The organism is Candidatus Pelagibacter sp. HIMB1542, from assembly GCF_052047835.1.
Classification (GTDB): Bacteria; Pseudomonadota; Alphaproteobacteria; order Pelagibacterales; family Pelagibacteraceae; genus Pelagibacter.
In genome coordinates this window covers 272,561-296,249 of record NZ_JBNAJB010000002.1, presented here as the reverse complement: position 1 = coordinate 296,249, position 23,689 = coordinate 272,561, and the positions used below count along the sequence as shown (strand labels likewise).

Here is a 23,689-nt window from a genome sequence, read left to right as displayed (position 1 = left end):
TAAATAAATTTCAACTCTATAAGAATTAATATAATCACTAGTTTAAGGTTAAAAAGAGCAATTCATGATTAAAAAAGATGTCCTGGAAAAGACAAGTGCTTGGCCTTTTGTTGAAGCTAAAAAAATGCTTCGTGAAAGAAAAGCTTTTATTGAAAAAAAAGGTAAGATTACTCTCCAAACAGGATATGGTCCAAGTGGATTACCTCATATAGGAACTTTCGGAGAAGTTGCACGAACTTCAATGATGGTTAATGCACTTAATCAACTCACAGATTTACCAACAGAAATTATTACATTTTCAGATGACATGGATGGCTTAAGAAAAGTTCCAGATAATGTTCCTAATCAAGAATTGTTGCAACAAAACCTTCACAAACCTTTAACGCAAGTACCTGATCCTTTCCAAAAATTTAATAGTTTTGGAGAACATAATAATGAAATGCTAAAGGATTTTTTAAACAGTTTTAATTTTAAATATAATTTTAAAAGTTCCACATCTTTGTACAAGGCAGGTTTTTTTAATCCTACTTTGAAAATCATTTTAGAAAATTATGAAGGAATAATGAATATTATTTTACCAACACTTGGGAAAGAAAGACAAAAAACATACAGTCCTTTTTTACCAGTATGTCCTGACACAGGTCATGTTTTGGAGATACCTGTTATAGAAATTGACCAGTCTAATTCTAAAATAATATTCGATAATAAAGGTAAAAAATTAGAGAGCAGTATTTTAGACGGGAATTGTAAATTACAGTGGAAAGTAGATTGGGCAATGAGATGGTTTGCTTTAGATGTTGATTTTGAAATGTATGGTAAGGATTTGATTGAAAGTGCAATTTTATCTACAAAAATCATTAATTTGTTAGGTAAAAAGAATCCATCAGGATTTGCATATGAACTTTTTTTAGATGAAAAAGGTGAGAAAATTTCAAAATCTAAAGGTAATGGAATAACTATTGATCAATGGTTGAAGTATGCTTCACCAGAAAGTTTATCTCTATATATGTATCAAAATCCAAAAAGAGCTAAAAAACTTTATAAAGAAATAGTTCCAAAAGCAGTAGATGAATATTTGGATAACATTGAAAAATCTAAAAAACAGACTGAGCAGCAATTAGTAATGAATCCAGTGTGGCATGTCCACAATGGGAGCATTCCAAAAGAAGACATGATTATGAGTTTTTCAATGTTATTAAATTTAGTCGAAACAAGTAATGCAAATAGTAAAGATTTATTATGGAAATTTGTAAAAAAATACAAACCCAATATACAAGAAACTAATTTTCCTATTTTTGATGGATTAGTAGGTTACGCAATTAAATATTTTAATGATGTAATTAAGTCTCAAAAAAAATACAAAACACCTTCTGAAGATGAAAAAAAAGCTCTTGAAGCTTTAATTTCAATTTTAGCAAAATGCAATGATCAGATGTCACCAGAGGAAATTCAAACTTTGATTTATTCTACTGGAAAAGAAAATGGTTATGCTGAAAATTTAAGAGATTGGTTTAAACTTATTTATGAGGTGGTTTTTGGTGATGAAAATGGACCAAGAATGGGATTTTTTATAAGTTTTTTTGGTGTTAATGAAACAAAAGACCTTATAATGAGTAAACTCAAATAATGTATTCAAATTTAAGATCTTTAATTTTCAAATTAGATCCAGAAAAAGCGCATACTCTAGCAATTCAATCTTTAAAATTTAATTTAGTATCAAATGTATTTGATGAAAATAAAAATGATCCTATTTTTAGAACACAAATATTTGGCAAAGATTTAAGCAATCCAATAGGAATAGCTGCTGGTTTTGACAAAAATGCAGAAGTTTACAATCCTTTGTTTAAATTAGGATTTGGTTTTGTTGAAGTTGGAACCATTACTCCTTTAAAACAATATGGTAACGAAAAGCCAAGAGTATTTAGATTAGTTGAAGATCAAGCGTTAATTAATAGATTGGGATTCAACAATCAAGGATCTGAAACTATTTTAAATAGAATAAAATCAAATAAAAAAAATGGAATACTAGGAGTAAATGTTGGACCAAATAAAGACTCTGATAATCGATTAAATGATTATTTAATTGGATTAGAAAAATTTCATGAAGTTGCTGATTATATTACAATTAATATTTCTTCTCCGAATACTGAAAATTTAAGAAATTTTCATGATGAAAATAAATTAAATGAATTACTAAAATCAATCAAAGATAAAAAAAATGAACTGAAAATAAATATTCCAATCGTAGTTAAAATTTCTCCAGATATTGATTTAAAGCAAATAGAATTAATATCAGAGATTCTTTTAGAAAATGATATATCTGCAATAATTATTTCAAATACATCAGAAAGTACTAGAGATGATTTAAAAAATATTCAACGACACCAAAAAGGAGGCTTGTCAGGAAAACCAATTGAACAAAAATCAAATTTACTTATTAATCAATTCTTTAAATTGTTAAATGGTAGAATTAAAATAATTGGGGTGGGAGGTATTGACTCTGGGAAGTCTGCACATGATAAATTTTTGTCAGGGGCAGACTATATTCAGCTATATACCGGTATGGTATTTCAGGGACCCAACATTGCTGCAAACATTAAAAAAGAGCTAAAAGAATTACTTCTTAGAGATGGAGTGAAAAATATTTCAGAAATCGTTGGAAATAAAACTCTTTCTTAATTTTAATAAACTTGACGCCCTTAATATCTCCCCTTATATAGGCACTGAAATTATGTCAAAAAAATGCGAACTAACTGGTAAAATTCCTATGAAGGGTCATAATGTTAGTCATGCTAACAATAAGACTAAAAGAAGATTTTTACCCAATTTAAAAAAAGTAAAATTTACAAGTGAGCTTGCTGGAAGAAGTTTAAAACTAACAGTTAGTAATTCAGGAGTAAGATCAGTTGATAAAAAAGGAAGTTTTGACGAATTCTTAAAAACTGTAAAAAATAAAAATATATCACCAAGATTAAAAAAACTTAAAAAAGTTATTTTATTAAAATCACCATATAAAAAAAAGCCAGTAGCTAAATCTGCTTAATGAATAAATTTTTTATCAGCCTATCTTTAATGATGGGTGTGGTTGTTTTATCCTCAAACTATCTTGTTCAATTTCCAATAAATTATTATGGATTAAATGAAATTCTTACTTATGGAGCTTTTAGTTATCCAGTAGCTTTTTTGATAACTGATTTAGCAAATAGATCTTATGGAAAGATAATTGCGAGAAAAATAGTTTATTTTGGTTTTTTTATAGGAATTATTTTTACTTTATTTTTTTCAACAAACTTCGATGATTTAATATCCATTAGAATTGCAGTTGGATCTGGAGTTGCTTTCCTTACAGCCCAATTGCTAGATATTCAAATATTTGATCGTTTAAGAAAAAAACAGTGGTTTGTTGCACCTCTAACTTCATCATTAATTGGTTCAACTATTGATACTTTTTTATTTTTCTCAATATCATTTTATGGAACAGGAGTTCCTTGGGTAACTTTGTCCTTAGGTGATTTAGCCGTTAAGTTGCTAGTAGCACTAATAATGTTAATACCATTTAGAATGTTATTAAAAATATTTAAGCCAATTAAAGTCTAATATAAAAATTTATAAGATAAAATTTTATAAGCTAATTTAGCAACAAGAAAATTATAGGAGTTGAATCCTTTAATTGGAGAAAGTTCATTAATGTCAGCTCCAACTATATTTGAATTTTTTGCTGCAATTCTAATTATCTCTAATGTCTCGTCCCACAACAATCCACCTGGTTCAGGTGTTCCGGTAGCAGGCATAATACTTGAATCTAATCCGTCGACATCAAACGTTAAGTAAACAGTCTTATTTTTTATTAATTTTTTAAATTTATTTAAATTCCATTTCTTTTTATCTTTTGCCCAGAAGATATCTATTCTATTTGAATTTTTTTTTAAAAATGGAATCTCACTTTCTGATATATTTCTAATTCCAAAAGAAATTAAAGATACATTTTTATAATCTAAACATCTTCTTATTGCTGATGCATGTGAAAATTTTTCACCATTATAACTTTCACGTAAATCTGCGTGCGCATCGAAATGTAAAAGACAAATATTTTTAAATTTTTTTGTAAAAGGAACAATGCATCCTGGTGTAATTGAATGTTCACCACCAAAAGTCATTGGAAATAGTTTTTTATCTAAAATTTCCCCATTGATTTTAGAAATTTTATTTAATGCTACTTTGATATTTTTATCAATTTTGAATGGTTTTAATGTCTTGATACCTATTTTTTTGTAAGGTTCACAATTTAGTTCCTCATCATATAGTTCAACTTGGTGAGAAGCTTTGATAATTTCTTTTGGTCCATTTTTTGTTCCACCCCCATAACTAACTGTTTTTTCAAGTCCAAATGGAACGACTACTACTTTTTCTTTGAAGTTGAATGTATTATCAATTCCTAAGAAACCATGTTTGTTTGATAAGTATTTCAATTTTATATAAATATTTTTGAGAAGTTTTTTCGTTCTCTATTTTTCCACTCACCATTATGGTAAGCATCGCTAGCTATTAATGGCAATACACTTGTTGCTTCAGCAAATACCATTTGTTCTTTAGTGATATCCACTTTACCCCAAGAACTTGCTTCTTTTAAAGTAGAACTACTACACGCACCATCTCTACTATCAGCAACTGTAATTTGTACAGCATACTTATGCATATCTACATTTTTACCAAGAAGCTCAGCACAAATAACAGTGTCTTGAATAAAATTTTTAGGAACTCCTCCACCAATCATAAATAAACCAGAACCTTTTGATTTGATTTTAATTTCCGTTAGTTCTCTAAATTCTCTAACTGAGTCTATAGTCATATGTTTTTTAGGATTTTTTTCTTGATGCATTACAAGACCAAAACCTGCACTTGAATCTGTGAAAGCTGGACAAAAAATTGGAACATTATTATTGTAAGCTGTTTCAATTAAAGAGTCTTTCTTTTTTGAATTTTTTTTTAAATATTTTCCCATTTCTAAAATAAACTCTCTCGAAGTATAACTTCTTGGTTCTAAAGTATCTGCAATTTCACAAATAATTTTATCACACATTTGAAGCTCTTCTTCATCGATATACGTGTCGTAAATTCTATCAATATAGTTGTCTCTTAATTCTGTATCATCTTGAAATTGAGATCCCTGATAATGTTTAAATCCAAGAGCTTCAAAAAAATCCATATCTACAATTGATGCCCCTGTTGCTACAATTGCATCAACCATATTGTATTTAACAAGATCTTTATAAATATTCATACATCCTGCTGCAGATGTTGATCCTGCTAAAGTAAGAAAAATTGTACACTCCTTATCTTTAAGCATTGCGTTGTAAATGTTTGCTGCATTTGCAGTCTCTCTAGATACAAATGACATTTTCTCCATTGAAGAAATAATTGTTCTAGAGTCAAACGAAGTAATATCTATATGTTCGACAGGATTTTTTAAAAAATCTCTTTTACTATTATGTCCTGGATTTTTTTGGTCTGACATTAAGCAACCATATGAGCGCTGTTAACGTCTTTTTCATACATTGACATTATTGGTTTATCTTCAACTTCATAAATTTCATCTGAATAGTAACCGTTGAATTGTGTTCTAAAAGTTAATCCATATGCTCCAAGTTGACCAAGCTCTATGTAATCATTTTCTTTAATATTATTTGGTAATAAAAAAGGTCCTTTCATATAATCCATGCTATCGCAAGTAGGACCAAAGAAATCAAAAGCAGTCAATTTTTTTGAAATTATTTTATTTGAATTTTCTTTAATCATTTTAGATGGATAAACTATGTTAGGTGTTCCTGCATCAAATAGGGTTCCATATGTTCCATCGTTTATATAAAGTTTTTGTTTTTTTCTTAAATTAACTTTAACAATTGTTGAACCACTTTCTGCAACCAATGCTCTTCCTGGTTCACAAATTATCTCTGGCAACTTCTCTAATTTTAAATTAGATAAACTTTTTTTAATTTCATTGAAGTATTCATCTAATGATTGCGGAATTAAATCTGGATAAATTGTTGGAAATCCTCCACCAACATTTATTGTATCAGGGATTATTTTTGTTTTTTTAATTATATTTCCAATCTCATTTATACCTTTAGCATATGAAATTGGATGCATACACTGCGATCCAACATGGAAACTTAATCCAATTTTTTTTGCATATTGTTTTACTAATCTTAGTAATCCTACAGCTTCAGATGTTAGTGCTCCAAATTTTTTAGATAAATCAATTTCAGCATGCTCATTTGAAACAGCAACTCTTACAAATAATTCTAAATCTTTTGCATTATTTGTACTTTCAATAATTTTGATTAACTCTTCTTTTGTGTCTAATGAGAAAGTTTTTACACCATAATTAAAATAGGCCTCTTTGATACTTTCTCTACTTTTTACAGTATGCATATAAGAACATTTTGTATTTTGAGTAAGTTTTCTTATAGCTTTAATTTCTTCAATTGAGGCAACATCAAATTGGTTTACACCTGTGTTTAAAATTGTTTGAATAACTTCGGGATGTGGGTTTGTTTTAACTGCATATAAAATTTTTCCAGGGAACTTATCTAAGAAAAATTTAACCGAAGACTCTATGGATTTTTTCCTAATACAATAAACAGGCTTTTCAGGTTTCAGTTGATTTATAAGTTCTTCAACTGACTTAAATTTTTGCATTTCATATGCCTCCAAAAAAAATTTAATAAAAAAAAGTTTTTAATAAAACTTTAATAATTTGAGCCATATAATGTAAACACAGGCAATGTAAAGCAAATAATTCAAGGCTGATTTGCGCAATTTTCATATATTGTAATATTAGATTTTGACCCCATATAATGCTGATGAAAAACGAAGCCAAATTACAAAATCTAAGCGATTTCGAAAATAAGTCGCTTTTAATAGTAGATGATGACAATCCTTTTAGAGAAAGATTGGCAAGAGCTATGGAAAAAAAAGGTTTTGAAGTTTTTCAAGCTGAGAGTGTACAAAAGGGAGTTGAATCCGTTAAAAGTAAAAAACCAGGTTTCGCAGTTGTGGACTTAAGACTTGGAGACGGTAATGGCCTTGAGGTCGTTAAGGAGATTCAATCTTCTAATAATGATAGTAGAATTATAATGCTCACAGGTTATGGAAATATTCCCACTGCAGTTGCAGCTATTAAAGAAGGTGCAATTGATTACTTAGCAAAACCAGCAGATGCAGAAGATGTAGAAAAAGCATTGTTGGCAGATCCAGCTAAAAAGGCTGCACCACCAGAAAATCCAATGTCAGCAGATAGAGTTAAATGGGAACATATTCATAGAGTATTTGAATTATGTAATAGAAATGTTTCTGAAACAGCTCGAAGATTGAAGATGCACAGAAGAACTCTTCAAAGAATTCTATCTAAAAGATCCCCTAGATAATATTTCTTATTTTAATTATTTGTTTAGCGGCTAAAGCTAAAATAATAATTTTAAATAGTTCTGCTAATAAAAATGGTTTTGCACCAAGTGAAAATATCGGTTTATCCCAACCAATCAGAGTACCCAGCCATATTAAACCCAAGATATAGATTGTAGATGTTGCAATAACTAATTTAGTTAGAATAATTATAAAACTATCTTTTGTATTAATTTTTGAGGCTAAATAACAAGCAGTTAAAAAACCAATTAAATAGCCCATCGTTGGGCCAGTAAAATAGACTATACCAATTCCTTTTTCTGGAGAGTTTGAAAATACAGGTAATCCCGCAATCCCCTCTAATAAATATAAACCTACAGAAGCTAAACCAATTTTATAACCTAGGCTTACACCTAAGAATAAAACAACAAATGTCTGCATTGTCATTGGAACTGGATAAAATGGAATTTTAATTTTTGCAGAGATAGTTAAAGCAATTGAACCTAGAATCACAGCTAACAAAGATTTTATGATTTTTGTTTGTGTTAAGTTTTTTGTAAGTTCCATAGTAAAATAATACTCAAAATATAAAAAATAATCTAGCTATATTAGCCTAAAGGTTTAATTTTATTTTTTTATATACAGAAATTGTTAGCAATGTAATATTTGTTAATCTTCATGAATAAAATACAAAAAACAGATCATTTTTATTTAATTGATGGCTCTGGTTATATTTTTAGAGCTTATTATGCTTTACCACCATTAACTAGAAAAAGTGATGGACTACCTACAGGGGCTGTAAGTGGATTTTGCAGTATGTTGTTTAAATTATTAGAGGATTCAAAATCTGATCAAAATCTACAGAAACCAACTCATTTTGCAGTAATTTTCGACTCGGCTAGAAAGACCTTTAGAAATGAAATTTATAGTGATTATAAAGCTAATAGATCTGAAGCCCCTGATGATTTGGCACCTCAGTTTGAGTATATTAGAAAATCAGTTTTAGCGTTTAATTTACCTTCTGTAGATTTGCCAAACTATGAAGCTGACGATCTCATAGCCACATATGTTGATCAAATACTCAAAAAAGGGGCTAAAGTTACAATCGTTTCATCAGATAAAGATTTAATGCAACTTTATAAAAAAGGTGTTCGAATTTTTGACCCTATGAAAAATAAATTTATCACAGAGGACGATGTGATTAAAAAGTTTGGTGTTGATGCTTCAAAAGTTATAGATGTTCAATCTTTAGCAGGTGATAGTAGTGACAACGTACCTGGTGTTCCAGGAATAGGAGTTAAAACAGCCGCAGAATTAATTAATAAATATGGTACTCTGGAAAAATTATTAGACTCTGCCCATGAAATTAAACAGAACAAAAGAAGAGAAACTTTAATAGAGAATAAAGATAAAGCTTTAATTAGTAAAAAACTTGTAACTCTAGATAATAAGTCTCCAGTAAATAAAAACTTAACAGAATTTAAACTCAAAGAGGTTGATAAAGATAAACTTTATAAATTTTTAAGAGAAATGGAATTTAATAGATTGTTAAGTTCTGCAATTTCAGCTTATGGGGAACCAAAGTTATCTGGATCTGAAAATAATTTAAAATCTACTGAAAAACAAAAACCAATAAGCAATAAAGATTATCATCTAATTACAGATATTAATGAAATTGATGAGTGGATAGAAGAAGCTGAGGAAGCAGGGGAAGTTGCTGTCGATACAGAGACAAGTTCGTTGGACCCCCATCAGGCTGATTTAGTTGGAATTTCACTTTGTTCAAAAATTGGAAAAGCTTGTTACATCCCAGTTGGTCATAAATCTAAGGATTGTTTAAATAAAGATAGCGTTATCAATAAATTAAAAAATTTATTAGAGGACCCAAGTGTTAAAAAAATTGGTCAAAATATTAAATTTGATTTTATAGTTTTCTACAAACTTGGCATTTCACTTTCGTCAATGGAAGATACTATGCTTATGTCTTATGTATTAGATGCTGGAAAGAACAGACATAACATGGACACCCTTTCGGATATCCATCTTGGACATAAAACAATTTCATTTAAAGAAATTGTTGGTACTGGCAAAAAAGAAATAAATTTTAGTGAAGTAGAATTAGAAACAGCAAAAAATTACGCAGCAGAAGATGCAGACGTTACTTTCAGGTTATATAAAAAATTTATCAAAAGTTTAAAATCTGAAAAATTATTTAATATCTATGAGATTTTTGAAAAACCACTAATTAAAATACTTGCATTTATGGAAATCGAAGGTGTTGAAGTAGATAGTAAATTTTTAAATTCTCTTTCCTCTAAATTTGATAAAAAAATTAAAAAAATTGAAAAAGAAGTTTTCAAGATTTCCAAGAAAGAATTTAACATTGCTTCACCAAAACAATTAGGAGAAATTATTTATAATGATCTTAAGATTGCAGGGACAAAAAAAACAAAAAAGGGAAGTTTTGCAACAAGTGCAAGTGTTTTAGAAGATTTAGCCTTCAAAGGTCATGAATTTCCAAAATTAGTATTAGATTGGAGACAGGTTTCAAAATTAAAAAATACTTACTCCGACGCTTTGCCACAGCATATTAATCCAAATACAAAGAGGGTTCACACATCTTTTTTATTGGCAGCAACAACAACAGGCAGATTAGCTTCAAGTGATCCAAATTTGCAAAATATTCCAATTAAATCTGAAGATGGAAAAGATATAAGAAAAGCGTTTAAGGCTAAAAAAGATCATCTATTAATATCCGCAGATTATAATCAAATTGAGATGAGAATTTTAGCAGATCTTGCAGATGTTAAAGAACTTAAAAAAGCTTTTAACAATAACGAGGATATTCACTCATTAACAGCTAGCCAAATATTTAATATTGATATCAAAAAGGTAAGTCAAGACCACAGAAGGAAGGCTAAAGCAATAAACTTTGGAATAATTTATGGAATTTCTCAATATGGTTTAGCCAAACAAATAAATGTTTCTAATTATGAAGCAGAAGAATTTCTTAATGCTTATTTTACTAAATTTCCTGAAATTAAAGTTTATATGGATAGCACAATTAAGTTTTGTAGAAAAAGTGGCTATGTAAATAACATATTCGGAAGAAGATCTCATTTTAATGGAATAAATGATAAAAATTTTAATGTAAGAAATTTTCAAGAGAGAGCAGCAATTAATGCTCCAATACAAGGGTCAGCATCTGAAGTTATGAGGTTAGCAATGATCAGATTATACAAAAAATTGAATGAAGAAAAAAATTTGAAATCAAAAATACTTCTTCAAATACACGACGAGCTTATTTTTGAAGTCCCAAAAAAAGAGGAAAAGGCAATGGTCAAGTTAATACAGAATGAGATGACCAGTGTTACTCAAAGTGATTATCATTCCTTTTCTACCCCTTTAACGGTTGATGTAAATGTTGGTGATAATTGGGGAATGCTTCACTAATTATATTCAATTGCCTAATTTAGAACAATTTAATATTTTTATATGTAAAAATAAAAATGCAAACACAAACTATAGCTCTAATTGATGATGACAGAAACATACTAACTAGTCTTAGTATTGCCTTAGAAAAAGAGGGTTTCAAAGTTCAAACATATATTGATGGAGAGAGTGCATTAATCGGTCTTACTAGAATGCCACCTGACTTAGCAGTTATTGATATTAAAATGCCTAAAATGGATGGCGAAGAATTGCTTAAAAAATTAAGAAAAAAAACTTCTCTTCCGGTAATATTTTTAACATCCAAAGATGATGAAATTGATGAGTTGCTAGGATTAAAATTAGGTGCAGATGATTTTGTAAAAAAATCTGGAGGATTTTCAATTAAAGTTTTGATTGAAAGAATAAGAGTTCAATTAAGAAAAAAAGACTCAAATAATACATTAGAGGAAAATAAAAGCTTAATATCACATGGTAGATTAAAACTTGATCCATCTCAGCTTGAGTGTGAGTGGAATGGCAAACAATTGCCAGATAAATTAACAACTACTGAATTTTTGATTGTTAAAGAATTGGCAAAAAGACCTGGGATTATTAAAGAAAGAGCTCAACTAATGGACATTGCTTACAGAGAAGATACAGATATTGAAGATAGAACTATTGATAGTCACGTCAAAAGAATAAGAAAAAAATTCAAAAAAGTAGATCCTGATTTTTCAGCTATTGAAACTAGATATGGTAGTGGATATAGATGGAATGTTAGCTGATGTTTAGTAAATACTTAAAGACTCTTTCTATTCTTAAAAAATTTCTATTTATAAACTTTGTAATATTTACAATTATTGGTTTATTTACACTTATTTATCTTACTAATATTGAACCAAGTTTATTAAAAAAAAAATCCGAAGATCATATTAATATTATTAATAATACGACTGATAATATTAAAAGATTGAATATAAAATTTCAGGAAAATGACATTAGAAAATTTTTATTTTCTACAAGATTTATTTTTCAAAATTTAGACAGAGTCATTTTCTTTGATAATAAATTAGAATTAATTGGTGATACTGATACTTTAGATCTTGATCCACGATCTTTTTCAACACGATTAGATAAAATTGAATTTGAAAGTTTGAGTGAAGAAGTCAATGAAGATGAAAACAGAGAAAATAATTCTTCTCAAAATAATGAAACAAAGGCTTCATTTAAAGATTTATTAGAAAGGTATAATAATTCAGATAACTATGGAAATTATTATACTTTTACAGAAGATAATTTAAATCAATTTAAAGTTACAACAGTTAAAAATGTAAAAAGTGATGAAAATAATTTAGGTTTTATAGTTATCTCAGAGAACGCCAATGAGATTAAGACAGCTATAGACGAGAGAAGAGCATTTGTAATTAGAACAGCTATATCAGTTGGTTTTGTAATTTTAATTTTTTCTTTTGTACTTAGCAGATATTTTATTAAACCAATTCAAAACCTAGTTGGATATACAATCAAAGTAAAAGAAAAAAACCCTGGCAAAACAGGAATTGAAAATTTGAAGAATAGAAATGACGAATTGGGATTATTATCTAATTCAATGGAGGATATGACTAATGAATTGCAAAAACGAATTTCTCATGCAGAAAATTTCTCAACAGATTTAGTTCATGAAATAAGAAATCCACTAGCATCTTTAAAAAGTGCATCGGAAATTTTAAAAGATACAAAAGATATAAATCAAAGAGCTAAGCTTTTAGATATTCTTACTCATGACGTACAAAGAATTGAAAGATTAATTACAGATTATTCACAAATGTTGAAAGATGAAGTTGCTCTTAGTAAAGAGCAAATGAAAAAACTAGATATACAACCAATTATCCAATCTGTTGTTGATGATTATAACAACATTTATAAATTCAAGAAAAATATAAGTATAAACTATCAAAATGATGGAAAGTCAGAGTATCTAATTAATGGAATAGAAAATAGGATTGAACAAATCGTTGCTAATTTATTGGATAATTCTATTTCATTTAGTGAAGATGGTGGTGAGGTAATCGTGAATGTTTCAAATGGATTAGAAAAAAAAGTTATTGTTAAAATTTTAGATGAAGGACAAGGATTTAAAGAGAAAGATACTTCAAAAATTTTTAATCGTTTTTACAGTAATAGACCAGAAAATTTTGGTGAGCATTCAGGATTAGGTTTAAATATTGTAAAAAATTTAGTTGATCTTCATGATGGAAAAATTGAAGCATCCAATAGGCTCGATAAGCAAGGAGCATCGATAGAAATACAATTTCCTGGTTTATAATCTTTAGTTGATAAAATAGAACTTAACTGTATAAAGCTCGCTATGGATGATTTTAAAGTAAAAGATATTTCCCAAGCTGAATTTGGAAGAAAAGAAATTTCTATCGCAGAAAGTGAAATGCCTGGTTTAATGGCATTAAGAGAAGAGTATTCAAAAGAAAAACCATTAAAAGGTGCTAGAATTATTGGATGTCTTCATATGACTATTCAAACAGCAGTGCTAATAGAGACATTAGTAGATCTCGGAGCAGAAGTAAGATGGTCATCTTGTAATATATTTTCTACACAAGACCATGCAGCAGCAGCAATAGCAAAAGCTGGCATTCCTGTTTATGCATGGAAAGGTGAAACAGAAGAAGAGTACTTATGGTGTATTAAACAAACAATAGTTGGAAAACCTGATTGGAAACCCAACATGTTATTAGATGATGGGGGAGATTTAACTGCCATCATGCATAATGAATACCAAGATTTAATGAAAGATATAAAAGGTGTTTCTGAGGAGACTACAACTGGAATTAAAGCATTAAATAAAATGGAGAAAGATAATTCTCTATTAGTTCCTGCAATAAACGTTAATGACTCTGTAACGAAATCTAAATTTGATAACTTATATGGATGTAGAGAAAGTTTAGTTGACGGTATCAGAAGAGCTACTGATGTTATGATGTCGGGTAAAATTGCAATAGTTGCTGGTTTTGGTGACGTTGGAAAAGGAAGTGCCGCATCTTTAAGACAAAGTGGTGCTAGAGTTCTTGTTACTGAAGCAGATCCGATTTGTGCGCTTCAGGCAGCTATGGAAGGTTATGAAGTAGTTTTAATGGAAGAAGCTATTAGTAGAGCAGACATAGTTGTTACAGCAACTGGAAATAAAGATATAGTTACAGCTGATCATATGAGAGATATGAAAGATAGAGCTATCTTATGTAATATTGGACACTTTGATAATGAAATACAAGTTGAGGCATTGAAAAATTACAAATGGACAGAAGTTAAGCCCCAAGTACATGAAATCGAATTACCAAGTGGAAAGAGAATTATCCTTTTAGCCGAGGGAAGATTAGTTAATTTAGGTTGTGCAACAGGACACCCTAGTTTTGTAATGAGCGCATCTTTTACCAATCAAGTAATTGCTCAAATAGAACTTTGGCATAACCATAAAAATTATAAGAATAAAGTTTATGTTTTACCCAAGCACTTAGATGAAAAAGTAGCAACATTACATTTGAAAAAAGTTGGGGCTAAATTAACAAAATTATCAAAAGAACAAGCAGATTACATAAGTGTTGGAACAGAAGGCCCATTCAAACCAGATGCCTATCGCTATTAAAAATAGCAAGATCGATATAAGTGTAGAGGAAACAACAAAAGTTTTAGCAGAAAGTTTTCAAAATTTTTTGCAAGGTGGAGAAATAATATTTTTATACGGTGAAATGGGTGTGGGCAAAACTACATTCATAAAATATTTGATTAATGGATTTCAAAAAAATTTAGATCTTCCAAATACAGAAGTTTCAAGTCCTACATTTAATTTATTAAATGAATATCAAGTAGGCCCCAAGAAGATAAAACATTACGATCTGTTTAGGATTAAAAATAAAAGAGATACTAATGATTTAAACATATTCGAAAAAGATAATAATTTAATTACTTTTGTTGAGTGGCCACAGTTAGTTAAAGATAATCAGGAAAAAGTTATTGAATTAAGATTTAACTATGAAAATGAGTTAAATAATAGAAGTGTTGAAATCACAGGCATTGATTAAGAATATACTGGAATGAAAAATTCAAAAGATTTACAAAAAATAAAAGGGGATGCATCATTTAGAACATTTTATAGAAGAAAAAAAAATAACTCGATAATTGTTTATGCAAAAAAAGAAAAAAAGAAGAATTTGTTAATTTATGATGCAGTTAATAAAGTTTTGATAAATAATAAAATATTAGCACCAAGTCTGATCAGCCATAACTATAAAAAAAACTTCATTGAAATCGAGGATTTTGGAAATGTTTCGTTATTTAAAATTTTAAAAAATAAAAAAAGAAATAAGTATTTATTTTTTAAAAATATTATTCACATACTGAATAAATTACAAAGTATAAAAACTAAAAAAATAAAAAACTTTTTAAATCAAAATTACAAACTTGAATTATATAAAAATAAAATTTTATATAATGAAGCAAAACTTTTTAGTGACTGGTATGTTGAAAAAAAATTAAATAGAAATAAATCTTTATTCAAAAAAAAATTTAAAAACGAGATAAATAAATTATTATCTAAACTTAATAATAAAAACATTACTTTTGTACATAGGGATTTTCATGTTTCAAATTTAATGTATTTTAAAAATCAAATTGGCTTAATTGACAATCAAGACGCTCTTATTGGAAATAAAGCTTATGATTTAGCATCATTGATAGATGATGTTAGATTAAAAACTAATAACAAATTAAAAAAAAAGATTTTTGATTATTACATAAAAACCAATAAAAAAATTAATTTAATTAAATTTAAACATGACTTTGAAATACTATCAGTTCTAAGAAACTTAAAAATCATTGGAATTTTCACAAGGCTTGCTCATAGAGATAATAAAAAAAAATATATTCAATTAATTCCTTATACATGGGAAATGATAGATTATAGATTAAAACAGAATAAGATTTTTAAGGATTTAAAATTATTATTAAAAAATAATTTTCCAGAATTTATTAATTAAATTATGAAAATTAATACAGCTTTAATATTATGTGCAGGATATGGAAAAAGATTAAACCCAGTAACATTAGATACACCCAAACCATTATTAGAGTTAAATAATGTAACAATGTTAGAAAAATGCATTCAATTGATTAAAAGTTTGGGAATTAAAAAAATTTTAATAAATTCATTTTATTTAAAAGATCATTTTCGGAAATTTTTTAAAGATAACAATTTTGATATTGATATTGAAATTATAGAGGATGGAAATGAAATTCTAGATACTGGGGGTGGTATTTTAAATTTAATCAAGCATTCTAATGAAGATGATTTTATAGTTTTTAATCCTGATACTGTTTGGACAAAAGAGTATTTTGATGAAATTAATAAAATGGAAGAGTTCTATTTTAGTGAAAAATCAAAAAATATTCTTTTATTAGTAAACAAAAATTTAAGTTTTGATAAAAATTTAAAGGGTGATTTCAATTTAGAAAATAATCTTATTACTAAGGAATTAGATAAAAATTATATCTACATCGGCTGCCAGATATTAAGTAAAGAATTGTTTAAAAATGAAACTGATGAAAAGTTTTCAATTTCTAACATTTGGAACAAATTGATTGATACCAAAGATTTACATGGATATGAAAGCAAACAAAATTTTTATCATTTAACTAATTTGGAAATCTTCAAAAAACTAAAAGATCTTTAGCTCTGTCAGAGTCTAAATATTTAGCACTTAAAACTTTTTTATCTCCATTTACTTCAATAAGTAAAGGATTACCTGTCGGTATTTCTAATTTTGAAATTACATCATTATCCAAATTAAATAGGTACTTACAAAGAGCTCTAATTGAATTTCCATGTGCAGATATTAAAATATTTTTATCATTTATGATTTCAATTTTCTTTTTGTAAAAATCTATTACCCTCTCATAAGTGTCTTTTAGAGACTCTGTACTAGGTATTTTATCTTCAGGAACATTTTTATAAATTTCTATATTAGATGGATGATATGGATTTTTTTTGTCTAGAGGATTAGGTCTTAAATCCCAAGACCTTCTAAACTGATGTACCTTATCTTCCCCTAATTTTACCTTCATTTCGTCTTTGTTGAGTCCAGTAAGTGCACCATAATGTCTTTCGTTTAATTCCCATGCCTCACTAGGAACTTTATTGTCCTTTAATTCTCTTTGAATTATTTTTAATGTATTTTTGGCTCTTAATTGAACAGAGGAGAAATAAAGATCAATAATAAGATTTTCTTTGTTAATCAATTCAGCCGTTTTTTTTGCTTCTGATTTTCCTTTTTCAGATAAATCAACATCAACCCAACCAGTAAATCTATTTTCAAGATTCCACACACTTTGTCCATGTCTCACTAAAATTAAATAACTCATCTCTTTATCTTTATATTTAATTTGATAAATAAAACTATAATAATAATGGTAAATTTTTTTTCAAAATATAAATTTATTTTTTATTTATCAAATTTATTTTTAATTGTTTTATATTTATTTCCAGGAAGTATTTTAGGTTGTTTTTTATATGATGATTGTAATTTGCAGCCTCAAATTACTCCAGACTACATAGTATCTACAAATCATTTATATGCATTTTTATTACTTTCTATTATTGGTTTTTTTACATTTAAGAAATGGAATCAATTTTTCCCTTTGAGTATTTACTTAATTTTATTATCAATTTCACTTGAACTAGCTCACTTCATCATTCCAATAAGAAGTTTTGAGTTTTCAGATTTATTTGGCAATCTTTTAGGTGTTATTATAGTAATTATTATAAGTTATATTTTGAAAAAAACTTAATGAGTTCAAATATAAAATATTTTCTTATACTTTTATTTGTCTTTTCTGGATGCTCATCAATTCCTAAAAATACATCAGACGGTTGTTCAATATTTAATGAAAGATATTTATGGTACAAGCATGCTAAAAAAACTGAGCAAAAGTGGGGTACTCCAGTTTATTTACAACTTGCAATAATCAAAATGGAGTCGAGTTTTGATTGGTTGGCAAAACCTCCGAGACAAAAAATATTTAAAGTTATTCCTTACAAAAGACCCTCTAGTTCTTTTGGCTACTCCCAAGCAGTCAAAGGCACATGGAAACAATATAAAGATGAAACTGGTAATAAATTTGCTACAAGAACAAGATTTAAAGATAGTGTAGATTTTATTGGTTGGTACACAAACAAAACTGAAAAAATTTTAAAAGTTTCAAAGAAAGATTCTTTTAGACAATATATTGCATACCATGAGGGTTGGGGGAATTATAAAAATTATAAAAAAAATAAAATGGTTATTAACTTAGCTAAAAGAGTTGAGAAACAGTCTAATATTTATAAAAAACAATTATCAGATTGTAAAAATAAATTAACTACAAGTAAGTATATTATTTTTTAATTTAATTGTTTTTTCAGCTCTATATCTACAGCATCAATCCGCTTAGTATTTTTCGCTAATGCTAAATACATTGTAGGAGTTACATATAGAGTAAAGAATGTTGATATAATCATTCCACCTAAAATAGTTGCACCAACTGCTAATCTTGACCCTTCTCCAGCACCAGGACCTATATTTCCAATAACTAAAGGTATCATGGCAATCATAGTACTTAATGATGTCATAATAATAGGTCTAATTCTTAGCTGACAGGCTTTCAACACTGCCTCTTGAATCTTAACACCTGTCGTTCTTATTTGATTAGCATAATCAACAATTAAAATACTATTCTTTGTTGAAATACCAATAAGAATAATCAAGGCAATTTGTGAGAATATATTTACTGAACTATTTAAAAATAAAATAAATACTAAACCACCAAACACAGCCAAAGGAACTGTCAAAATAATTATAAAAGGGTGTACAAAAGAGTTAAATGTTGCCGCCATTACTAAATAAGCAGTCAACAAAGCTAAAGTAAAAATTAAATAAATTTCATTTGTAGTTTCTTTCAATTCTTCTGATTTTCCTTTCCAAGTAATTTGGTTTTGAGGTGCAACCTTTATCATTGTCTCTTCTAAATATTTAACAGCTTCAGTTAGAGTATAATTTTCTGATAGTGCAGCTGAAATTGTAACAGCTCTTTGTCGATTGTATCTTGGTAATGCCTCTGCAGTTCCTTTTTCTTCAAATTCCACAAGACTAGCTATTGAAACTAATTTTCCAGTTGTTTCAGATCTTACAAATATTTTTGATAATCCGTCTTGATCACGTCTATCAGCTAAATATTGTTGTAAGATTATTGGGTATTCTCTTCCTTCTTTACTGAATGAAGTAACTCTCTTGCCTCCATATAGTGTCTCAAGAGTTCTACCAATATTCTCTGTAGATACACCTAGGTCATTAGCTCGATTTTTGTTAGTGATTAATTTAACTTCAGGTTTATTTTTTGTATAATCACTCTCAATTCTGAACATATTTCTATTTTTTCTTAATTCTCTTAGAACACTATTTTGAATATCTTCTAATTCTTCATAGCTTGTTCCATAGATAACCATCTGTACTGGTTTGTTATAGTTTGAAACTCTTATCCCTTGAGGAGATATAGGAAATGCAAAAGTTTCTGGAACCGAAACTACTTGTCCAATAGCTTCTCTTAATACAGTTTGACTATTTTTTTCTCTATTTTTCCATTCATCAAGTAAAGCAATTATTATAAAAGTGTTATAAGATGTTGCGGATCTTCCAAATCCAGGAACTCTCATGATTAGTCTTTCATATGGGCTATCTTCTGCTTGCAATAATCTTAATATTCTTCCTTCAATTATCTGAGCCTTTTCTTGAGTATATTCAAATGAACTACCTTCATCTGTTGAACCTATTATTAAATAAGAACCTCTATCCTCCATAGGCAGCAATTCTTTTTTTGAAAAATTAAAAAGGTAAGCAGATGCTGCAACGATAAAAATTATAAATATCGAAATAGTTTTTTGTTTATTTGTCCAGTACTTAAGTGAATCAATATAAAATCCTGTAAAAGATTTAAATTTATTATTAAATTTTTTAACTAGGAAATTAACTTTTTCTTTTTTATTTAAAAACTTACTTCCAAGCATTGGAGACAGAGTTAATGCAACAAAGGATGATACTACAATTGAAAATGATAACGCTATGGCTGTCTCTTTAAATAAAGTTCCAGATATTCCTTTTATAAAAATTAGTGGTAAGAATACCGCAATTAAAATCAAAGTAGTTGCAATAATAGCAAAAGTAATTTGCTTAGAACCTTTATATGCAGCAACTAGTGGTGTTTCACCATTTTCTATTCTAGTATAAATAGCATCTGTCATAATTACAGAGTCATCAGTAATTATTCCTATTGCTAAAATAAAACTTAATAATACAAAAATATTTATTGAGAGATCAAAAATGTATAATCCAAGAAATGAACCAATTAAACTAACAGGAAGAGCTACAGCTGGTACAATTACCGCTTTAAGATTTCCAAGAAAAAGATAAATAATTAAAACAACTAGCACAAAAGCAATAATTAAACTTTTATAAACTTCTTCGATTGCAGCACCAATATATGTTGCTCTATTAAATGCTATCTCCAAACTTAGTCCATCAGGAAGTGATTTATTTAGTTCTTTTATTTTAGCTTTAATTTGGTTTGATAACTCTACTGTTGAAGCACCACTTTTAGCATATATGCCAATTCCTACAGTTTTTAAGTTGAGTGCGTTTTTACTTTGTGCTTTGAATAAAGTTTTCTCTGAAACTGGACCAAATTCTATATTTGCAACATCAGAAAGTATTACTACTTTGTCTTTATTTTTTCTAAGAGGAAGTTGCTTTATAGTATCTATGTTTGAATAAGACTTATCTATATTTAAAGTTAAATCTTTATTATTTGCTTCTAATGTACCAGCGGGAATATTAAGATTTTCATTTCTTAAAGCTCTTTCAACCTCTTGAATTGTAAGGTTATTGGCTGCTAATTTAATAGGGTCTATCCAAACTCTTACACTAAGTTCTCTTAGTCCACCAACTAAAATTCTTCCAACATTTGGAACACTTGAAAAAGCATCTATCAGATATCTTTCGGCATAATCTCCAAGATCAAGATCATCCCATGTAGGAGATGTCAGCGCCACCCACATTGTAGTTGTGAAACCTGCTGCTTGTTTTAGAATTTGAGGTGGATTAGACTCGCTAGGCAAATTATCAACAACACGCGCAACTCTCTCTCTAATATCATTCGCTGCATCATCTAAATCAATATCTGTATTAAATTGTATATTAATTCTACTTCGTCCATTCAAAGAACTAGAGTCGATATTTTTAATACCTTCTGCACCACCTATTACATCTTCAAGTTTTTGAGTTATTTCTTCATCAACAATCTCCGCTGACGCTGATTTATAATCTGTTTGAACTTGAACTACTGGAGGCTGTATTCCATCTGGAAGTTCTCGAACTGGTAGCTCCGCAAAAACAAATATTCCAAAAATAATAAGAATTAAAGACATTACCCAAGCAACAACAGGTCGTTTAATACTAACTTCGGTTATATACATTTAATTATTTTTTTTCTTTTTCAGATTTTTTAAAAATATTTTTTAACCAATCAAATTTACCTTTTTTTTCCTCAGCTTTTTTGTCTCCCTTTTTTTTACCCCAACCAGAATTTCCTTGTTTTTTCTTTGCGCCTTTTTCTATAGGTCTTATGGTCAAATTTGGTCTAACTTTTTTTGTACCCTCAGCAACAATTTTATCTCCTTTATTTAATCCATCTAAAATTTCTACAAATCCTAAATATCTATCACCTACAGTTACGTTTGTTTTCGTTACTTTATTTTTCTCATCCACTTTATATATAAAAATGTTTTCACCTTCGACTATTGTGCTTGTGTCAGGTGCGCTTAAACCATCTCTAACATTGTATTTAATTGAAATTTCTAAAAATGAACCTGGTAAAATTTCTCCAGATTTATTATCCATTTTTATTCTTGTAGCTAATGATCTGGTATCTTGACTTATTCTGCTTGCGAAGGAGTCAACTTCACCTTTATAAATTTTATTTTTATATCCAGAAAACTTTATATCAACAGGTAAACCAACTTTTATAAATGGAACAAAAATTTCTGGTATATCAACATCGCAATACAGTGAGCTAGTATCCTCTAAATTAATTAATAAAGAAGATTTTGATACTTCTAAATCTTCAGAAAATTCTCTTTTTCCAATAACTCCATCAAATTGAGCAATAATTTTCCTATTCTTAAGATTAGCAACTACATCGCCTTTTTTAACTTTTTTATTAAAATCTATCGGCTTTAATATCTCATACTTTTCAACCTTAAATGATTGAGTTTTAACTGGTGCTGCTGTTCCGTATGTACTTATAACATTTTCAAAAGTTCTCTCTTTTGTTGTGGTTACTATTATTCCAGGAGGAGGTCTTTTACTAAATTTTTTCTTAAAATGATTTCCAATCATTGTTCTGCCAATAATCACTATGGCAATAATTAAAAAGAAGATGACGATTATACTTGTGATTTTAGTTGATGTTTTCATAATTTAAACTTTTCCATATTCTGACCAAGATCCGTCATAAATAGTTGGGAGATATTTAGTATTAACTAAAGAATATGCAAGCGCTAAAACACAAGCAGTAACACCAGATCCACAAGAAAAGACTAAATTTTCCTCAAAATTTTTTGATATTTTTTGAAATAATTTATTTAATTCCTCTTTATTTTTAAAAGTCTTATTTTCATTTATTACCTCTACAAAAGGTAGACATACCGAATTTGGAATAGAACCACTTCTAACATTTTTTCTTGGATCTGGAGCTTTACCTTCAAATCTTTCTCTACTTCGCGCATCTACTACTTTGAATTTTTTTTTAGAAATATTTTGATCAATTAAGGCTTTATTTTTTACGAGTTTAGATAATTCATTACCCTCATAGTTAGATTTATTTAAATTTGCTGAAATATTTGAGGTCTTTTTATTTTCACTTTTCCATTTTTTAAAACCACCATCAAGAACATTAACCAATTTTGGATCATGACCAAAATAAATAAAATTATACCAACCTCTGCATGAACTTACGACATTTGAATTATCATAAATTACGATTTGATCATCATTTGAAATTCCTAAGTCTGAAATTATTTCATTCCAAGCCACTAAGCTTGGAAGCATATGAGGAAGGTCAGTGTCTTGTTTTGAGTTTTTATCTAAATCAAAAAAAATAGCATTTGGGATATGTTCTTTATCAAATTCATCCTGAGCATTTCTATTTTCAGCAGGCATATGCCAAGAACAATCAACTATCTTCACTTTGTTGAGATTTTTCTCTAGCCAATCTGTATCAACTAATGACATACTATCTTTTTTCTAGATACTTTTGGTGATACTCTTCTGCAACACAATAGTTTTTAGTTAATGAAATTTTTGTTACTACTTTGCCAGATAGTTTAATATTTTCTTTTTCTACCATCTTTTGTGCAATAATTTTTTGATCATCGTTTGTATAAAAAATTTCACTTCTATACTGAGTACCAAAGTCAGGCCCTTGAGAGTTCAAGGTAGTAGGGTCATGAAATTTAAAAAAATGTTCAAGAATATTTTCGTAAGAAATTATATTTGGATCAAAATTTAACTTAACTACTTCAGCATGATTGGTTGTACCAGAACAAACTTCTTTATAATTTGTTTTGTCAGAGTTACCCCCACAATATCCCACTTCTGTTTTTGCAATACCATCAAGTTTGCTAAACTTTATTTCTGGTCCCCAAAAACATCCTAAACCTAAAATTGCTATTTCCATTGATAAATACCTTAATTAATCTAAG

At 28.3% G+C, this 23,689-nt stretch carries 23 protein-coding genes; 14 read left to right on the top strand and 9 right to left on the bottom strand.

The window, feature by feature from the left end; genetic code table 11:
- Positions 1 to 64: 64 nt before the first annotated feature.
- The 4 genes from ACTTBI_RS05825 to ACTTBI_RS05810 are packed head-to-tail and all read left to right on the top strand — an operon-like array spanning position 65 to position 3,597.
- Positions 65 to 1,627 (top strand): lysine--tRNA ligase, encoded by a 1,563-nt coding sequence (locus ACTTBI_RS05825; protein WP_440653118.1) that lies wholly within the window; start codon positions 65 to 67, stop codon positions 1,625 to 1,627.
- Positions 1,627 to 2,679, top strand: a complete 1,053-nt coding sequence (locus ACTTBI_RS05820; protein WP_440653117.1) for a quinone-dependent dihydroorotate dehydrogenase — start codon at positions 1,627 to 1,629, stop codon at positions 2,677 to 2,679. Before ACTTBI_RS05825 ends, ACTTBI_RS05820 begins: the two co-directional genes overlap by 1 nt.
- Positions 2,680 to 2,731: 52 nt before the next feature.
- Positions 2,732 to 3,043 carry a 50S ribosomal protein L28 gene (gene rpmB / locus ACTTBI_RS05815; RefSeq protein ID WP_075506505.1) on the top strand — a complete coding sequence of 104 codons (312 nt, stop codon included), beginning with the start codon at positions 2,732 to 2,734 and terminating at the stop codon, positions 3,041 to 3,043.
- A complete protein-coding gene (locus tag ACTTBI_RS05810; protein WP_440653116.1) occupies positions 3,043 to 3,597 on the top strand; it encodes a queuosine precursor transporter in 555 nt (184 codons plus the stop codon). Before rpmB ends, ACTTBI_RS05810 begins: the two co-directional genes overlap by 1 nt.
- On the opposite strand, the gene speB is transcribed toward ACTTBI_RS05810, so the two are convergent.
- From speB to ACTTBI_RS05795, 3 genes are read right to left on the bottom strand one after another with little or no spacing between them, the layout of a single operon-like run.
- Positions 3,594 to 4,469: an agmatinase gene (gene speB / locus ACTTBI_RS05805; protein WP_440653114.1), complete on the bottom strand. Its 876-nt coding sequence runs from the start codon at positions 4,467 to 4,469 to the stop codon at positions 3,594 to 3,596. The two genes, ACTTBI_RS05810 and speB, sit on opposite strands and share 4 nt — an antisense overlap.
- Positions 4,470 to 4,471: 2 nt before the next feature.
- Complete coding sequence (locus ACTTBI_RS05800; protein ID WP_440653113.1) at positions 4,472 to 5,515, bottom strand: 1,9-bis(guanidino)-5-aza-nonane synthase; 1,044 nt, start codon at positions 5,513 to 5,515, stop codon at positions 4,472 to 4,474.
- Entirely contained in the window at positions 5,515 to 6,699 is a 1,185-nt protein-coding gene (locus ACTTBI_RS05795) for a type III PLP-dependent enzyme (RefSeq protein ID WP_440648276.1), read from the bottom strand. Before ACTTBI_RS05795 ends, ACTTBI_RS05800 begins: the two co-directional genes overlap by 1 nt.
- A gap of 164 nt (positions 6,700 to 6,863) precedes the next feature.
- Here ACTTBI_RS05795 and ACTTBI_RS05790 point away from each other — a divergent pair, with 164 nt between their 5' ends.
- Positions 6,864 to 7,427 (top strand): ActR/PrrA/RegA family redox response regulator transcription factor, encoded by a 564-nt coding sequence (locus ACTTBI_RS05790; protein WP_440613721.1) that lies wholly within the window; start codon positions 6,864 to 6,866, stop codon positions 7,425 to 7,427.
- Here the strand turns inward: ACTTBI_RS05790 and ACTTBI_RS05785 are convergent.
- Positions 7,420 to 7,971, bottom strand: a complete 552-nt coding sequence (locus tag ACTTBI_RS05785; protein WP_440613722.1) for a biotin transporter BioY — start codon at positions 7,969 to 7,971, stop codon at positions 7,420 to 7,422. The genes ACTTBI_RS05790 and ACTTBI_RS05785 overlap by 8 nt on opposite strands.
- Before the next feature lie 111 nt (positions 7,972 to 8,082).
- Between ACTTBI_RS05785 and polA the strand changes: the two genes are divergently transcribed.
- From polA to ACTTBI_RS05750, 7 genes are read left to right on the top strand one after another with little or no spacing between them, the layout of a single operon-like run.
- The gene (gene polA, locus ACTTBI_RS05780) at positions 8,083 to 10,857 is read left to right on the top strand and encodes a DNA polymerase I (RefSeq protein WP_440653111.1); all 2,775 of its coding nucleotides are present in this window, start codon (positions 8,083 to 8,085) and stop codon (positions 10,855 to 10,857) included.
- Positions 10,858 to 10,913: 56 nt separating this feature from the next.
- Positions 10,914 to 11,621 carry a response regulator transcription factor gene (locus ACTTBI_RS05775; RefSeq protein ID WP_440613724.1) on the top strand — a complete coding sequence of 236 codons (708 nt, stop codon included), beginning with the start codon at positions 10,914 to 10,916 and terminating at the stop codon, positions 11,619 to 11,621.
- Complete coding sequence (locus tag ACTTBI_RS05770) at positions 11,621 to 13,162, top strand: sensor histidine kinase (RefSeq protein ID WP_440653109.1); 1,542 nt, start codon at positions 11,621 to 11,623, stop codon at positions 13,160 to 13,162. Before ACTTBI_RS05775 ends, ACTTBI_RS05770 begins: the two co-directional genes overlap by 1 nt.
- Before the next feature lie 42 nt (positions 13,163 to 13,204).
- Positions 13,205 to 14,491: an adenosylhomocysteinase gene (gene ahcY, locus ACTTBI_RS05765; protein WP_440653108.1), complete on the top strand. Its 1,287-nt coding sequence runs from the start codon at positions 13,205 to 13,207 to the stop codon at positions 14,489 to 14,491.
- Positions 14,475 to 14,927 (top strand): tRNA (adenosine(37)-N6)-threonylcarbamoyltransferase complex ATPase subunit type 1 TsaE, encoded by a 453-nt coding sequence (gene tsaE / locus ACTTBI_RS05760; RefSeq protein ID WP_440653106.1) that lies wholly within the window; start codon positions 14,475 to 14,477, stop codon positions 14,925 to 14,927. Before ahcY ends, tsaE begins: the two co-directional genes overlap by 17 nt.
- A 12-nt stretch (positions 14,928 to 14,939) precedes the next feature.
- The gene (locus ACTTBI_RS05755; RefSeq protein WP_440653104.1) at positions 14,940 to 15,881 is read left to right on the top strand and encodes a phosphotransferase; all 942 of its coding nucleotides are present in this window, start codon (positions 14,940 to 14,942) and stop codon (positions 15,879 to 15,881) included.
- A gap of 3 nt (positions 15,882 to 15,884) precedes the next feature.
- On the top strand, positions 15,885 to 16,574 hold the full coding sequence (locus ACTTBI_RS05750; RefSeq protein ID WP_440653103.1) for a sugar phosphate nucleotidyltransferase: 690 nt from the start codon (positions 15,885 to 15,887) through the stop codon (positions 16,572 to 16,574).
- On the opposite strand, the gene ACTTBI_RS05745 is transcribed toward ACTTBI_RS05750, so the two are convergent.
- The gene (locus tag ACTTBI_RS05745) at positions 16,552 to 17,262 is read right to left on the bottom strand and encodes a 2,3-bisphosphoglycerate-dependent phosphoglycerate mutase (RefSeq protein WP_440653101.1); all 711 of its coding nucleotides are present in this window, start codon (positions 17,260 to 17,262) and stop codon (positions 16,552 to 16,554) included. The genes ACTTBI_RS05750 and ACTTBI_RS05745 overlap by 23 nt on opposite strands.
- A 45-nt stretch (positions 17,263 to 17,307) precedes the next feature.
- On the opposite strand from ACTTBI_RS05745, the gene ACTTBI_RS05740 reads away from it, so the two are divergent.
- Both ACTTBI_RS05740 and ACTTBI_RS05735 read left to right on the top strand, forming a co-directional pair.
- A complete protein-coding gene (locus ACTTBI_RS05740; protein ID WP_440653100.1) occupies positions 17,308 to 17,688 on the top strand; it encodes a hypothetical protein in 381 nt (126 codons plus the stop codon).
- Positions 17,688 to 18,284, top strand: a complete 597-nt coding sequence (locus ACTTBI_RS05735; protein ID WP_440653099.1) for a transglycosylase SLT domain-containing protein — start codon at positions 17,688 to 17,690, stop codon at positions 18,282 to 18,284. Before ACTTBI_RS05740 ends, ACTTBI_RS05735 begins: the two co-directional genes overlap by 1 nt.
- Here ACTTBI_RS05735 and ACTTBI_RS05730 read toward each other — a convergent pair.
- The 4 genes from ACTTBI_RS05730 to msrA are packed head-to-tail and all read right to left on the bottom strand — an operon-like array spanning position 18,281 to position 23,664.
- A complete protein-coding gene (locus tag ACTTBI_RS05730; protein ID WP_440653097.1) occupies positions 18,281 to 21,403 on the bottom strand; it encodes an efflux RND transporter permease subunit in 3,123 nt (1,040 codons plus the stop codon). The genes ACTTBI_RS05735 and ACTTBI_RS05730 overlap by 4 nt on opposite strands.
- 4 nt (positions 21,404 to 21,407) lie before the next feature.
- Positions 21,408 to 22,403 carry an efflux RND transporter periplasmic adaptor subunit gene (locus ACTTBI_RS05725; RefSeq protein ID WP_440653095.1) on the bottom strand — a complete coding sequence of 332 codons (996 nt, stop codon included), beginning with the start codon at positions 22,401 to 22,403 and terminating at the stop codon, positions 21,408 to 21,410.
- A 3-nt stretch (positions 22,404 to 22,406) separates the two neighbouring features.
- A complete protein-coding gene (locus tag ACTTBI_RS05720; protein ID WP_440653093.1) occupies positions 22,407 to 23,219 on the bottom strand; it encodes a rhodanese-like domain-containing protein in 813 nt (270 codons plus the stop codon).
- Between the two features lies 1 nt (position 23,220).
- Complete coding sequence (gene msrA, locus ACTTBI_RS05715; protein WP_440653092.1) at positions 23,221 to 23,664, bottom strand: peptide-methionine (S)-S-oxide reductase MsrA; 444 nt, start codon at positions 23,662 to 23,664, stop codon at positions 23,221 to 23,223.
- Positions 23,665 to 23,689 lie beyond the last annotated feature (25 nt).